Origin of the sequence: Streptomyces pilosus (assembly GCF_014649835.1) — a bacterium.
Classification (GTDB): Bacteria; Actinomycetota; Actinomycetes; order Streptomycetales; family Streptomycetaceae; genus Streptomyces; species Streptomyces pilosus.
This window is the reverse complement of record NZ_BMTU01000010.1, coordinates 188,579-202,685: the sequence shown is the minus strand read 5'-3', so window position 1 is coordinate 202,685 and position 14,107 is coordinate 188,579. Positions and strand designations below refer to the sequence as shown.

General features: G+C 75.6%; 16 protein-coding genes. 10 read left to right on the top strand and 6 right to left on the bottom strand.

The window, feature by feature from the left end; all coding sequences use genetic code 11:
- Positions 1 to 180: 180 nt before the first annotated feature.
- The 8 genes from IE118_RS23940 to IE118_RS23905 all read left to right on the top strand — a co-directional run bounded on the left by IE118_RS23940 (position 181) and on the right by IE118_RS23905 (position 6,806).
- Complete coding sequence (locus tag IE118_RS23940) at positions 181 to 1,008, top strand: restriction endonuclease (RefSeq protein ID WP_229846922.1); 828 nt, start codon at positions 181 to 183, stop codon at positions 1,006 to 1,008.
- Positions 1,009 to 1,043: 35 nt separating this feature from the next.
- Complete coding sequence (locus IE118_RS23935) at positions 1,044 to 1,310, top strand: hypothetical protein (RefSeq protein ID WP_189560080.1); 267 nt, start codon at positions 1,044 to 1,046, stop codon at positions 1,308 to 1,310.
- Between the two features lie 96 nt (positions 1,311 to 1,406).
- Entirely contained in the window at positions 1,407 to 2,279 is an 873-nt protein-coding gene (locus IE118_RS23930) for an oxygenase MpaB family protein (protein WP_189560079.1), read from the top strand.
- 96 nt (positions 2,280 to 2,375) lie between these two features.
- Entirely contained in the window at positions 2,376 to 2,882 is a 507-nt protein-coding gene (locus IE118_RS23925; protein WP_189560078.1) for an SRPBCC family protein, read from the top strand.
- Positions 2,875 to 4,524, top strand: coding sequence for a phytoene desaturase family protein (locus IE118_RS23920; protein WP_189560077.1), 1,650 nt, complete (start codon positions 2,875 to 2,877; stop codon positions 4,522 to 4,524). The genes IE118_RS23925 and IE118_RS23920 overlap by 8 nt, the downstream gene beginning before the upstream one ends.
- 53 nt (positions 4,525 to 4,577) lie before the next feature.
- Entirely contained in the window at positions 4,578 to 5,051 is a 474-nt protein-coding gene (locus IE118_RS23915) for a hypothetical protein (RefSeq protein ID WP_189560076.1), read from the top strand.
- Complete coding sequence (locus tag IE118_RS23910) at positions 5,048 to 5,932, top strand: SDR family oxidoreductase (RefSeq protein WP_189560075.1); 885 nt, start codon at positions 5,048 to 5,050, stop codon at positions 5,930 to 5,932. Before IE118_RS23915 ends, IE118_RS23910 begins: the two co-directional genes overlap by 4 nt.
- 142 nt (positions 5,933 to 6,074) lie before the next feature.
- Positions 6,075 to 6,806: a class I SAM-dependent methyltransferase gene (locus tag IE118_RS23905; RefSeq protein ID WP_189560074.1), complete on the top strand. Its 732-nt coding sequence runs from the start codon at positions 6,075 to 6,077 to the stop codon at positions 6,804 to 6,806.
- A gap of 14 nt (positions 6,807 to 6,820) precedes the next feature.
- Here the strand turns inward: IE118_RS23905 and IE118_RS23900 are convergent, their stop codons facing one another.
- From IE118_RS23900 to IE118_RS23875, 6 genes are all read right to left on the bottom strand, one after another.
- On the bottom strand, positions 6,821 to 7,147 hold the full coding sequence (locus tag IE118_RS23900) for an STAS domain-containing protein (protein WP_189560073.1): 327 nt from the start codon (positions 7,145 to 7,147) through the stop codon (positions 6,821 to 6,823).
- A 65-nt stretch (positions 7,148 to 7,212) separates the two neighbouring features.
- The gene (locus tag IE118_RS23895; protein ID WP_189560072.1) at positions 7,213 to 8,292 is read right to left on the bottom strand and encodes a cobalamin B12-binding domain-containing protein; all 1,080 of its coding nucleotides are present in this window, start codon (positions 8,290 to 8,292) and stop codon (positions 7,213 to 7,215) included.
- Between the two features lie 40 nt (positions 8,293 to 8,332).
- Complete coding sequence (locus IE118_RS23890) at positions 8,333 to 9,976, bottom strand: PP2C family protein-serine/threonine phosphatase (RefSeq protein ID WP_373298326.1); 1,644 nt, start codon at positions 9,974 to 9,976, stop codon at positions 8,333 to 8,335.
- A 218-nt stretch (positions 9,977 to 10,194) separates the two neighbouring features.
- On the bottom strand, positions 10,195 to 10,872 hold the full coding sequence (locus tag IE118_RS23885) for an adenosylcobinamide amidohydrolase (RefSeq protein WP_189560071.1): 678 nt from the start codon (positions 10,870 to 10,872) through the stop codon (positions 10,195 to 10,197).
- A gap of 74 nt (positions 10,873 to 10,946) precedes the next feature.
- On the bottom strand, positions 10,947 to 11,372 hold the full coding sequence (locus tag IE118_RS23880) for an ATP-binding protein (RefSeq protein ID WP_189560070.1): 426 nt from the start codon (positions 11,370 to 11,372) through the stop codon (positions 10,947 to 10,949).
- A 73-nt stretch (positions 11,373 to 11,445) separates the two neighbouring features.
- On the bottom strand, positions 11,446 to 11,595 hold the full coding sequence (locus IE118_RS23875; RefSeq protein ID WP_163013459.1) for a hypothetical protein: 150 nt from the start codon (positions 11,593 to 11,595) through the stop codon (positions 11,446 to 11,448).
- 277 nt (positions 11,596 to 11,872) lie between these two features.
- On the opposite strand from IE118_RS23875, the gene IE118_RS23870 reads away from it, so the two are divergent.
- Together IE118_RS23870 and pgm are read left to right on the top strand one after the other, a co-directional pair.
- Positions 11,873 to 12,301, top strand: coding sequence for a hypothetical protein (locus IE118_RS23870; protein ID WP_189560069.1), 429 nt, complete (start codon positions 11,873 to 11,875; stop codon positions 12,299 to 12,301).
- Positions 12,302 to 12,452: 151 nt separating this feature from the next.
- Positions 12,453 to 14,093 carry a phosphoglucomutase (alpha-D-glucose-1,6-bisphosphate-dependent) gene (gene pgm / locus IE118_RS23865; protein ID WP_189560068.1) on the top strand — a complete coding sequence of 547 codons (1,641 nt, stop codon included), beginning with the start codon at positions 12,453 to 12,455 and terminating at the stop codon, positions 14,091 to 14,093.
- Positions 14,094 to 14,107 lie beyond the last annotated feature (14 nt).

The window sequence follows — 14,107 nt, the reverse complement described above, 5'->3', positions numbered from 1 at the left end:
CCGCCAGTCCACAGTCCGCCTCCAGGATCGCCGCCACCGGCACACAGCCCACCTACCCCGCGCGCGGACGCGGCACGCAGGTGAACGGACCGATCCCGGGCACACGGCGTACGTGATCATCGGCGGCCCCGCACAGCCCGGGGCGCGCCGTGCCGGCTGCCAGAGAAGGGAACCACCACGGTGACCATGCCCCAGCGCCGTACGCGTCCGCTGTACCGCCGGCGGCGCTTCGACCTGCGCGCCACCGCCATGTTCTTCGGCCTGCTCGCCACCGCCCTGATCGCGGGCGGCTTCGCGGTGCGCGCGCTGGCCGAGGCCGCGCAGCGACGTCCCGTGTGGGTCACGATACTGCTCTGCGTCACCGTCGCCGCCCTGCTCGCCCACCGCCGCAGAAGGCGGCTGTCCGCCGCCCGAATAGCCCGCCGGACGGGCGAGGCGCTGCACCGGGCGACGGCCACGGCCCTCGACGCCCTGGACGCGCCGCCGCCCGCCCCGGCGGCCCCCGTGCCGGCGCCGGCCGCGCCCCGGGACGACGCCCCGCCGGCTGCCTACGAGGACGACCCGCCGTTCGTGTACGACTTCGACGCCCTGAGCCCGGAGGAGTTCGAGGAGGCGACCGCGGCCCTGTGCGTGCGCGACGGCTGCTCGGACGTGGAGGTCGTCGGCGGGGCCGGTGACCTCGGGGCCGACGTGCTCGCGGTGTCCCCCGGGGGCCGCCGCATCGTCATCCAGTGCAAGCGCTACAGCGACGACAACAAGGTCGGCTCGCAGGACCTGCAGCGCTTCGGCGGCACCTGCTTCACCGTCCACGAGGCGGACCTGGCACTCGTCGTCACCACCAGCGAGTTCACCGCCCCGGCCGAGGAGTACGCCGCGCAGTGCGGCATCGTCTGCGTCCCGCGCGAGGCCCTGCTCGCCTGGAGCGAGGGCCGGGCGCCGGCACCGTGGGAGACGGACACCGCCGGCCGCGGGACGCACGACCGGGAGGTCTGCGTCCCGGAGGTCTAGGACCGATTGTCAGTGGCGGATGCCACCCTGCCGGTATGGACGAGCTGGAGTTCATGCGCGGACGCGTCTACGGGGCGGACCACGACGACCCGGGCCCCCGCGCGGGCCGGTCGTACGCGGAACTGGCCGGCGGGCCGCTGGACGGTCTGCTGCTGGACGTCACCGGCAGCGAGGAGACCGGACCGGGGGAAGGTGTCCGCCTGCGCACCGAGATAGGCCGCTATGGGGCGGGGGGACGCTCGGTCTACGTGCCCCGGCAGCCCGGTGGCAAGGTGTACGACTGGTGGGGCGACGTCCCCTGAGCGGTCCCTGAGCGGTGTGGACACCGAGGGGACGCGGGCAGACGTAAGCCATGGGCGCCCGCGGCCGTCGTGGGCACGAAGAGGGCGGAGCGAGTCATGGGACTGCTGACGGAAGGCGGCACCGTGCTGCGCGACCGGATCGGCCACGCGATCTTCTCCAGGGTGGCCGGACCCGACGGCCCGGACAACCGCGCGCGTATCCACGGCACCCCGGGCCCGCGCTGGTTCGGCCCCGAGCGGCCGGTGAGAAGGGTGCACGGGGACGCCTCGATGTTCATCGGCGGTCTGTCCGCCCTGCTGCTCCAGTCGCTGCACCCCCTGGCCATGGCGGCGGTCGCCGGCCACTCCGGGTTCCGCGGCGACCCGTGGGGGCGCCTCCAGCGCACCAGCACGTTCCTCGCCGTCACCACCTACGGCACCGCCGACAGCGCCCAGCGGGCCGTCGACCGGGTGCGGGCCGTCCACGAGACGGTGCGCGGCATCACCGCCGACGGTGAGGAGTACCGGGCCGCCGACCCCCGGCTGCTGTGCTGGGTCCACGTCGCGGAGGTCGACTGCTTCCTGCGCGCCCACCAGCGCTACGGCGCCCACCCCCTGGACGCACGGGGCTGCGACGCGTACGTCGCCGACATGGCCCGCATCGCCACCGCCCTCGGCGTGCCCGACCCGCCGGTGGACCGGGCCGGTCTCGACGAGCGGCTGGCCGCCTACCGTCCCGAACTGCGCGCCACCCCCGAGGCGCGTGCCACCGCCCGCTTCCTGCTGCTCAACCCGCCCGTCCCCCTGCTCGCCCGGCTGCCCTACGGCGTCCTCGCCGCCAACGCGGTGTCCCTCCTGCCCGGGTGGGCCTCCCGGGCCCTGCGGCTGCCCCGCGTGCCCCCCGCCGAGAGCCTGTGCGTGCGCCCGCTCGGCACCGCCGTCACCGCGGGCATCCGCTGGGCGCTGGCCCCGGCCCGCGACCCCGCCTGACCCGGACGGGCCCTCTTCGCGGCTCCGCCGGTTGAGACGGGCCGCAGCGGGCACTCAGTGCTGGCCGGCGCCGGTACGGTACACGGGAGGTCGAAAGTGGCGGTGCGTCATCGTCTGATCAAAGCGAGCCCGCGGTCCGTGTGGACCGTTCTCGAGGACGGCACACGGTACGCGGACTGGGTCGTGGGGACGTCGTCGTCCGAACCCGTGCGCGGGCACTGGCCGCAGCTCGGCTCCGCGATCGGCTACGAGATCCGCCTGGGGCCCGTCACGCTGCACAACGAGACCGTCGTCCGGCGCTGCGTACCCGGCGAGGTCCTGGAGCTCGAGGCCAAGGCGGGACCGCTCGGCACGGCCAGGGTCGCCATCGAGGTGCACACCTGGGGCGACCACAGCCTGGTGAAGGTCGACGAGCATCCGCTGCGCGGCGCGGGCGGCCGGGTGCACAACGTGGCCGTGGAAGCACTGATCCAGATCCGCCACCGCGCGATGCTCGCCCGCCTGGCGGACCTCTGCGAGGCCGAGGCCGCGGAGCAGGAGCGGCGCCGTCCCATGGGGCAGGTCGTCGCACCGCAGAGCGACGCGGGAGGCGCCCGTGCCTGACGCGGTGGTGATCGGGGCCGGGCCCAACGGACTGGTCGCGGCGAACCTGCTCGCCGACGCCGGCTGGAGCGTGGAGGTACTGGAGGAGCAGCCCGGACCCGGCGGCGCCGTCCGCCACGACCGGGGCGTCGACCCCGGCTTCGTCAGCGATCTCTGCAGCTCCTTCTACCCGCTGGCCGCCGCCTCCCCGGTCGTCTCCGGGCTGCACCTGGAGCGCCACGGTCTGCGCTGGAGCCACGCCCCGCACGTCGTCGCGCACCCGCTGAGCGACGGCCGGTGCGCGGTGCTCGACCGCCGGGTCGACGTCACCGCCGACTCGCTGGACTCCTTCGCCCCGGGCGACGGCGCGGCCTGGCGCCGGCTGCACGACGTGTGGGAGACCCTGCGCCCCGACCTCCTGGACGCCCTGTTCACCCCGTTCCCGCCCGTCCGCTCGGGGGCCCGGCTGGCCCTGCGGCTGCGTGGCACGGGAGGGCTCCGCATGGCACGCACCCTGGTCCTGCCGGTGCGCCGCATGGCGGAGGAGGAGTTCCGGGGCGAAGGCGGAGGACTGCTGCTGGGCGGCAACGCGCTCCACGCCGACCTGGCTCCGGAGGCCGCGGGCAGCGGCGGCTTCGGCTGGCTGATGTCGATGCTCGGGCAGACCTACGGCTTCCCGGTGCCGGCCGGCGGCTCCGGAGCGCTCACCGAGGCCCTGGTACGGCGCCTGGAGTCGCTCGGCGGAGTGCTGCGCTGCGGACAGCGCGTCGACCAGGTGCTGGTGCGCGACGGCCGGGCCACCGGAGTGCGCACGGCCGGCGGCGAGACGGTCGCGGCGGACCGCGCCGTGCTCGCCGACGTGGCCGTGCCCGCCCTGTACGGGGACCTCGTCGCTCCCGAGCACCTGCCGGCCCAGCTGCTGGCCGACCTGCGGCGCTTCGAGTGGGACTTCGCCACCTTCAAGGTCGACTGGGCGCTCGACGGGCCGGTCCCGTGGACCTGCGAGCAGGCCGCGGGCGCCGGCACCGTCCACCTCGCGGACGGACTCGACGAACTCACCCGCTTCGCGGCCCAGCTCGCCACCCGCCACGTCCCCGACCGGCCCTTCAGCCTGTTCGGCCAGATGACGACCTCCGACGCCTCCCGCTCCCCCCGGGGCACCGAGTCCGCCTGGGCCTACACCCACGTGCCGCACCGCATCACGGGCGACGCCGGCGGGGAGTCACTCACGGGCTCCTGGGACGCCCGGGAACAGGAGGTCATGGCCGACCGTGTGGAACGCCAGGTGGAACGCTTCGCGCCCGGCTTCCGCGCCAGGATCAAGGCCCGGCGCATCCTGGCCCCGCCCGCCCTCCAGGCTCTCGACCGGAATCTGCACGGCGGCGCCATCAACGGCGGCACCGCGGCCATGCACCAGCAGCTCTTCTTCCGCCCGGCCCCCGGCACCGGGCGACCCGAGACCCCCGTCAAGGGCCTGTACCTGGCCTCCGCCGGCGCCCATCCGGGCGGCGGCGTGCACGGCGCGCCGGGCGCCAACGCCGCCCGTGCCGCGCTGCGCCGGCCCCTGGCGCCCGCGCTGACGGGGGTACAGCGCCTGCTCGCCCACCGCGACCGCACGGGCCGCAGGCAGCCGGACAGGGGAGAGCGGGCCGACGGCGGATGACCGTCGGGCACACCGGCCCCGGGACGAGATCGAGCACAGGCGGAGACGAGACGATGACCGGACACCACGACGGCCCCGACCGCGCCCACCGGCGCCCCGAAGGCGTCAGCGACGAGACGGTGGAGGCGCTCGGGTCGCTGTCCAAGGCCCTGGAGACCACCGAACGGGCCAGAGGGCACCTCTACAGCTTCCACCAGCTCACCGGCACGGCCGACCTCGAACTCGACCGCGCGGTCGAGCTGCTGCGCAAGGCCGGGCACCCGGACTGGGCCGAGACGGTGCGCACCCAGGTCCTCGGCCGCAACGTCATCCCGGGCCACTGGACCTTCCAGATCGTCGAGGCCTACGACACCACCTACTACCAGCCGTTCAAGGAGATCGAGCAGGGCGCCGTCGAGGAACTCGCCGACGGCCGGGACCACCTGTACGAGGCGGAGATGAAGGAGTCCCGCCGCACGGCCGGTCACCCCGACCACACGGCCCGCCCCGAATCCACCCCGCAGGCCCGGGGCGGGGACGCCCGATGAGGAGCCCGGCCCCGCTGCGCGGCCGCACCGTCGTGGTGACGGGCGCCGGGCGGGGCATCGGCGCCGCCCTGGCCCGCGACCTCGCCCGGCGCGGCGCCCGCGTCGCGCTCCTCGGGCACGAGCGGGCCCGCCTGGAGGCGGTGGCCGGCAGCCTGCCCACGGCGGCACTGGCCTGCGAGGTCGACGTCACCGACGACACCGCGCTGGACGCGGCCGCCGAACAGGTCAGGACACGCCTCGGCACCCCCTCCGCCGTCGTCGCCAACGCCGCCGTCGCCGAGGGCGGCCCGTTCGCCACCTCCGACCCGGAGCTGTGGCGACGCGTGATCGACGTCAACCTGACGGGCAGCGCGGCCACGGCCCGGGCCTTCCTCCCGGACCTGCTGGCCACGCGGGGCTACTACCTCCAGGTCGGCTCGCTGGCCTCGATCGGAGCCGCCCCGATGATGAGCGCCTACTGCGCCTCCAAGGCCGGTGCGGAGGCCTTCGCCCACGCCCTGCGCGCGGAAGTGGCCCACCAGGGTGTCGCCGTCGGCATCGGCTACCTCGGCTGGACCGACACCGACATGATCCGCGACGCGGACCGCCACCCCGTCATGAGGGAGCTGCGCGGACGGATGCCGCCGCCGGCCGGACGGCTGCACCCCGTCGACGAGGTCGCCGTCCGGCTCGGGGCGGCCGTGGAACACCGGAGAAGGGCCGTCTACGTACCGCGCTGGCTGCGCCTGGCTCAGATGGCGCGCACCGCGCTGCCCCCGGTGGTGCTGCGCGCGACCCGCGGGAAGCTGGCCCGCCTGGAGGCCCGCGACCCCCTGCACCACACCGGGCTCCTGGGCGCCGGCGGCGCGGCCGACCGCACCGCCACCCGCCCCGGCCGGTGACCCGGCCCGGGGTGGGGGCGGTGGCCGCCGGCCGGCGGCCACCGCCCGGCTCCCGCGACGGCCGGGGCGCCCTGAGCCGCACGCCCCGTGCGCCCGCCCCTGACACCGGCAACCGCCCCGCCCCTCCGCCCCGGGAGACCGCATGATCCTGCTGCGCGACGGCCGTCTCGCCACCGCGTTCGACCACGCGTCCCGCAGTTACGACGCCCTGGTGGCCGCCAACCCCGGCTACCACGCCCACCTGCGCCGCTCGGCACGCCGCCTGGGGCTCCCGCACCGGGGCGAGGGACTGCGCGTCCTGGACCTCGGCTGCGGCACCGGCGCGTCGACCGCCGCGCTCGCCGCCGTGCTGCCCGGCGCGCGCATCGTCGGCGTGGACGCCTCCGCCGGCATGCTCGAACGGGCCGCGGCCAAACCCTGGACGGACCGGGTGACCTTCCTGCGGGCACCGGCGGAAGCCTTGGACGGGGCCGGGGTGCGGGGCCCGTTCGACGCGGTGTTCGCGGCCTACCTGCTGCGCAACGTGGCCGACCCCGACGCCGTGCTCACCACCGTGCGCCGGCTGCTGTCCCCCGGCGGGAGGCTGGGCGTGCACGAGTACACCCTCGGCGGCCGGCGCTCCGACCGCCTGGTGTGGAACCTGGTCTCCCGCGGCATCGTCCAGCCGGCCGCCGGCGCGCTCGGCGACGGCGAGCTGTACCGCCATCTGCGGCGCAGCGTCCTGGAGTTCGACACCGCCGGCCGTTTCGCCGCCCGGCTGCGCGCGGCGGGCTTCGACGCGGTGCGCGCCCTGCCGATGCCGGGATGGCAGACGGGCATCACCCACACCTTCGTCGGCCGCCGCCCCCGCACCGGGAGCGGGCCCGGCCGGTGACACGCCGGCCCGGCTCAGCCGCCGCCGGAACCGGGATGCTCAGCGGAGCCCGCGGTGGCCGGCGGCGCCTCCGCGGGGTCCGCGGCCGTGAGATGGTCCAGGACGTTCGTCTGGCACAGGAGTCGTTCGAGGACCGCGGGCCGGTTGTCCAGGTGCAGCACCGCACGCGCGGCGCTGGTGTGACGGTGGATCATGAGCAGCGCGGCCAGCCCCAGCGCGTCGACGCCCACCAGCTCGCGGAAGTCCAGCCGCACGGTGCGCGACGGCGCCGGGCCGCTCAGGTGCGCCACGACCACGGCGGTGAGCTGCGCGCCGCAGGTGTCGTCGAGCTCCCCGCTCACGCGCACCGTCAGTGTGGCCGTTCCCGGGTCGTGCTCCGGGTGGACGCCGGCGTGACGGACCCCGTTCATACCGCGGTGCCGGCGGCGCCGGCGGCCGCCCCGTCGCGCAGGGCGGCCGCGCCCTCGCGGACGAGACGCAGCCCCCGCGGGAAGTCGTGCAACTGCTCACCGATGATGTCGAGCCCCGACACCAGGGAGTGCACCGGAACACCGCGCGCCGTGAGCACCTCGGCGGTCCACCGCAGGAAGCCGGTGAACACCTCCGCGTCGTCCAGGTACAGGGCGGTGGCCAGGAAGTCCATGATGTGGACCAGGTCCTCGGCGGTCCGCTCCCGCTGCGCGTCGCTGTAGGCGCCCATCGCCGGGAACCGGCTCTCCAGGTCCGCCAGCACCTGCTTGACCAGGCGGCTGCGGGACCGGACGACCATCGTGTACTCCTGGTCCGCCAGGTGCGGCAGGTCGTCGACCGTGTTCCGGGCCGCCGCGGGACGCGCCAGACCGGCCTCCAGCGCGGCGGCCGCGCCGCGGGCGTCCGGGGCCCATGCGTCGGCGCCCAGCGCCCGTGCGTACCGGCCGTCCGCGCCGAAGGCCCTGCCGCCGGCCACCACCGGCACTCCGACCGCCTGACAGGCCGTGATCGCCGCGTGCGCGGCCGGCAGGTGCGTGGAGATCGACCCGGAGAGCAGGACGGCGTCGGAGTTGGTGCGGTGCTGGTGGGCGACGAGATGCGGGGTGGGCGTCTGGGCGCCCAGGTAGTCCACCCGCCAGCCGCGCAGCCGCAGCACCTCGGCGACGAGCCGGGCCGGGAAGGCGTGCCACTCGCCGTCCACGCAGCTGACCGTCACCCGCCCGCGGTACGGGCCGGCGGGCCGGTCCGCCGGCCGGCGGTGGACGAGGGCGGTGATCACGCGTTCGTTGATGGCCGTGGCGGCGTGCTCCTGCGCCACGGTGATCCGGTCGGCGGCCCATTCGGCACCGATCCTCTCCTGCACCGCCGCGACGACGTCGAGCAGCAGCGCCTCCTCCTCCCACCCGGCGTCGAGACCGGCGCGCACCGCGTCGACGGCCTCGAACTCGCCGCCCTCGATCACTGCCTGCCAGAGCCGTTCGCGCAGCTCCGCGGCCGACAGGGGGGTCCCGCTCACACCGTCCTCCTCCAGTGGCCGTTCCCGCTGGTCGCGGACCTCACCGGCGGGCCGTGCGCGGCGCGCTGACGGCGACGGTGGCCATGTCGTCGTGGGCGCCGGTGCCCAGCCACTGCGCGGCCAGCATCTGCACCCGTTCCACCACCGCTTCCCCCGGCATGCCGGCGCATTCCCTCAGGGCCTGCCGCAGCCGGTGCTCCCCGAACAGCTCGTCGCCGAGGGGTCCGCCCCGGGCTTCGGTGATGCCGTCGGTGTAGAGCAGGCACGTCTCGCCGGGGGCGAGCCATTCCTCGGCGGTCCGCACCGAGATCGACGGCAGCGCCCCGACCAGGGTGCCGTGGGTGGCCGCCTCCTCGACGCGTCCGTCGGCGCGGACGATGAGCGGGGGCATGTGCCCCGCGCTGGTCAGCCGGAGCCGGACCCGGCCGTCGTCCGCACGCCTGACGCAGGCCAGCACCAGGGTGGCGAAGCGCGTGTGGTGCGAGCTGAGCAGGGCGCCGTTGAGCAGGGTGAGGACCTGCTCGTGGTCGGACGCCAGCGGCAGCAGCGCGTGCAGCGTGTTGCGGATCTTCCCGGTGAGGACGGCCGCTTCGAGCCCCTTGCCGGCCACGTCCCCCAGCACGACGAACGTCTCCCGCGAGCTGTCGGCCCCGGCGTGGACGTCGTAGAAGTCACCGCCGATGCGCTCGTGGTCGCTGGCGGCGCGGTACCGCCCCGCGTAGTCCACCCCGTGCACGTTCTCCAGGGTCGGCGGCAGCAGCTCCCGCATGAGCGTGGTCGTGATCGCGCTCTGCTCGCTGTAGAGGCGCGCGGCCGACAGGGCGGCGCCGGCGCGGGCGGCGAAGAGGCGTGCGAACTCCTCCTCGTCCGCGGTGAAGGCATCCTCGGTGCCGGAGCGGAGCAGGACGAGCGCGCCCGCGGGCACCCCGTGACCGGGGAGTGGCGCGACGATGACGGAACCGACCGCTCCGTCGAAGCCCGCCGGCACCACCCACTCGGGGAGGGCCGCGGGATCGATCCAGCGCGCCGGCACCGGGGGGTATCCCTGGAGGGCCTCGGCCAGCCCCGGTACGTCCCGGGGATCGATCCGGCGTGAGGTGTGCACGGCGCGTCCGCCGCGCAGCGCGTGGGTCACCGCGTACCGGCGCCCGACGGGCGGCAGCACGAGCAGCGCCGCGTCGGCGAGGTGCTCCGACGCCGTCTGTGTGGCCACCTCGGCGCAGCGCGGCACGTTCAGCGACGACAACAGGGTGCTGGAGACCCTGGCGCGTATCTCCGCCTGTCTGCGGGCGCCGCGCAGGGACCGCTCCGCCTCGTGGCGGCCGGTGGCGTCGACGAGCCACCAGGTGGCGCTCCCGTCGGCGGCCGGACCCGGGTGCGCCTCGAAGAACCGGCCGGCGATCTCCCCCGCGGCGGGTGGCGCCGCCGCCGGTCCGCCGGCCCCGTCGGTGAGGCCCCGGTGCGCGTCCGCCAGCCAGGCCGGCACCCCGTCACGCCGCGCGCCCTTCTCCTCGCCATGGCCCGCCAGCACGTGCCGGGCGGCCGGATTCAGGTCCGCGAGCGTGCCGTCCGCGTCGAGGACCAGTACCGGGTAGGGGGCGTCCAGCCACGACGGCCCGTCACGGAGATCCGTGGCGCGCGCGTGGGCGGGGGAGCCGGGGGAAGGAATCACAAGCGCAGGCACGCGTCGTGCGCACCCCACCACCTCTCTGCCGGGAAATCGGTTCAGCTGCCACGGTCCCTCATCCGTCACCGCGAAAGCAACCGACCAGGGCGCCGGCGTGCTCGCCGGCGGCTGCGTACCCCGGAACGCGACTCCCACGCGCGGTGCTCCACGCGCTTCCGTACGTGCGCCGCCCCCGCCGGGCCCGGGGGAGGGGCCACCCCGCACGACCGGGGGCCTCAAGGCACCGTCACGGCCCTGCGTACGGCGTGGTGGACGGCCCGGGCCAGCCGTGCGCCCCACAGGGAACGGGGCCCGGCGAACGCGTGCGCCTCGTCCCCGGCGACGGGAGTGACGGCAATCACGCACACCGCGTCGGTCGGAGTGCCGGAACAGTCGTGACCGGTCTCCACCAGCGCCTGCACCTTCGCCTCCGTGGCCGTGGCCACCGCGTTGACCAGAGCGGAGTCGGTCAGCGGCACGGGGACGGCGGCGACGATGTTGATGGTGCCCGGCGGCTGCGGTCCGCCCGCGCCGGGCACGGCGGCCCAGCCGCGCACCTCGACACCGGCCGTGACGAAGGCGTCCGCCCCCTCGTCGTGTCCGTGGGCGTACGCCGAGACGTCCGCCGCCGTCATCAGTCCCACCCCCGGTCCTCGGGCGCCGCCGGCGGCGGCGAGGCCGGCGAGGTGCCGGTCGGGGTCGGTGCGCCGGTATCCGTGGGAGACCTGCGCGTTCAGGACCCAGGCACGCTCGCCGATGCCGCCGCCGAGCACCGCGCTGCTGATCATCCTCCGGCCCGGGCCCGCCGCCCAGAACAGGGCGTGCAGCCGGTCGCCGTCCTCCTCGCGGGTCAGGTGCCGCGGGTGCGGGAGCGTGACGGCGGCGGTGCGGGGAGGCGGGAGGACGGCGGTCACCGGGCGGGGCTCCTTGCGGGATCGGACCGGCCGATCCTACGGCGGGGCGGCCGTGCGCCCGGCACGGGGGCCGGTCAGTGGCGCACCGGTTCCGCCGCCCCGGGGCCGCGGAAGCAGGCCGTGATGGTCTTGCCGTGGGGACAGGGGTGCGCCTCCCACGCGTCGGCGAGGGCGTCGACGAGGAACATGCCGCGTCCGCCGATCCGCTCGGTGCTCGGACCGCGGGGCGCCGGCAGGGTGGCCGAGGTGTCGTGCACCGAGATGTGCAGACACCGCTGGTCCCACGTCATGATCAGCTGGGCGTTGCTGTGGGCGTGCCGATGGGCGTTGGTGACGAGCTCCGACACCGTCAGCAGCACGGCGTCCACCGCCTCGGGAGCGGTGGTGGTCCAGCCCAGCGAGTCGAGGTGCTCGCGCGCCCAGTCCCGGGCCGCCTTCACCTCGCTGTCCAGCGGCAGGGAGCGCGCCCAGCCCACTGCGCGGACCGACGATCCGGTCATGGTGGTCCTTCCTGGTCACGGTCGCACGGCCCGGCCCTGTCGTGCCGGACCGTGCGCGGGGGTGGGACGGGGCTCAGCGGTGACCGCCCCGGAACCTGCCCAGCAGACGCTGCGCCTGGGCCCGGCGCCGGGGGTCGGCCGCGGCCCTGCGCACCTGTTCTGCGGTGCGCCGTCCCTGGGGGCTCCTGGCGAACTGCTTGATGCGCTCCATCATGCTCGGCATGGGTGCTCCTCTCCGCGGGGGTCCGCTGCGATGCCTGCGGTACTCCGCCTACCCCCTGGGGGCGAGGTCAGCCCTGCGCCCGGGCCGCGGGGCCCAGGTGTCCCCGGAACGGCGTACACCCCGCCCCCGGCCGCACGTCCGCGCCGCCCCCTCCCGCGGGCCGCCCCCAAACCCTCCCGCCCCGTGACGCGTTGGCCGGCGGTGCCCGGGACCGGCGGCCAACGGCCCGTGCGAAAGGGCGTGTTTGCCACGGAGGACAGCGGCAAGTCGGGTGTCCATGAGTGAACAGAAGAACGCCAACCAGAAGACCACGACGACCGCCCGCTCCGCCGCGTCCAAGACGCGGCAGGCCGCGGAGAAGGCGACCGCTCCGGCCGGGAAGGCGGCGGGCGGCGCCGCCGACAAGGCGAGTGACGCGGCGTCGGCGACCGCGTCGGGTGCCGGACGCGCGGCACAGGCGGCGAGCGGAGCCGCGCAGACCGCGGCCAAGGGGGTCGAGGCGGGCCGCCGCGCGGTCGTCGCCACCTCGGGACAGGTCGTCTCCGGTGCCAAGACCGCCTGGACCGTGATCGCCAACCGCAGGCTCGTCGCCGCCGGTGCCGCGGCCGGCCTGACCGCGCTGACCGCCGCCTCCTACGCGGTGGGCCGCCGCGCGGAACGCCACACCCACGGCCCCCTCACCCGGATGACCGGCGGACGGATCTGATCCCGCGAGGGGGACGGACCGGGGACGGTCGATCCGGCCCGCGGTGCGCGGAGCCGGGCCCGGCACGGCCGGGCCCACTCGCGCGGTGCGGCTCCGAAGAGGAAAGATGTCTCCGCAAGCGAAGAATCAACCCATGCGGAGGAGTGGGCACATGCAGCACGAGCGAGCGGGCGGCCCGGCCGGCCCCGAGGATCTCGTCGACGTCGCTCGGCTGGTCACGGCGTACTACGCGCTGCACCCCGATCCGGAGGATCCGGGACAGCGCGTCGCCTTCGGGACGTCGGGACACCGCGGTTCGTCCCTGACGGCCGCGTTCAACGAGGACCACATCGCCGCGACCAGCCAGGCCATCTGCGAGTACCGTGCCGGACAGGGCACCGACGGGCCGCTGTTCCTCGGCGCCGACACCCACGCGCTCTCCGAGCCCGCCCGGGTCACCGCCCTGGAGGTGTTCGCGGCCAACGGGGTCACGGTGCTCATCGACAGCGCCGACGGCTACACCCCGACCCCGGCCGTCTCGCACGCCGTCCTCACCCACAACCGGGGCCGCACCACGGGTCTGGCGGACGGCGTCGTCGTCACGCCGTCCCACAATCCGCCCGCCGACGGCGGATTCAAGTACAACCCGCCCAGCGGCGGACCCGCGGGTTCGGACGCGACCGGCTGGATCCAGGACCGGGCCAACGACCTCATCCGCGGCGGCCTCAAGGACGTCCGCCGCATCCCGTACGCCCGCGCCCTCACCGCGCCCGGGACCGGCCGCTACGACTTCCTCGGCACGTACGTCGCGGACCTGCCCGAGGTGCTGGACCTGGAGGCGGTCCGCGCGGCCGGTGTCCGGATCGGTGCCGACCCGCTGGGCGGGGCGTCCGTCGCCTACTGGGGCCGGATCGCCGAACAGCACCGCCTCGACCTCACGGTGGTCAACCCGCTCACCGACCCCACCTGGCGTTTCATGACCCTGGACTGGGACGGCCGGATCCGCATGGACTGCTCGTCGCCGTACGCCATGGCGTCCCTCATCGGCCGGCGCGACCACTTCGACATCGCCACCGGCAACGACGCCGACGCCGACCGGCACGGCATCGTCACCCCGGACGCCGGGCTGATGAACCCCAACCACTACCTCGCCACGGCGATCGGCTACCTCTTCGCGCACCGCGAGCGGTGGCCCGCGGCGGCCGGCGTCGGCAAGACGCTGGTGTCCTCCGCGATGATCGACCGGGTCGCCGCCGACCTGAAGCGCGAACTGGTCGAAGTGCCCGTCGGTTTCAAGTGGTTCGTGGACGGTCTCGTCGACGGTTCCCTCGGCTTCGGCGGCGAGGAGTCGGCCGGGGCGTCGTTCCTGCGCCGGGACGGCTCGGTGTGGACCACCGACAAGGACGGCATCATTCTCGCGCTGCTCGCCTCCGAGATCACGGCGGTCACCGGGAAGACGCCCTCCGAGCACTACGCGGCGCTCACCGCGCGCTTCGGCGAGCCCGCCTACGAGCGCATCGACGCCCCCGCCACCCGCGAGGAGAAGGCCCGCCTGGCGAAGCTCTCCCCGGCCCAGGTCACGGCCGACACCCTCGCGGGCGAGCCGGTGACCGCGGTGCTCACCGAGGCACCGGGCAACGGCGCGTCCATCGGCGGCATCAAGGTGACCACGGACAGCGCCTGGTTCGCCGCCCGCCCGTCGGGCACCGAGGACGTGTACAAGATCTACGCCGAGTCGTTCCAGGGCCCCGGCCACCTGCGCCGCGTGCAGGAGGAGGCCAAGGCCGTGGTCCTCGCGGCGCTGGAAGGCTGACCATCGCCGCAGGG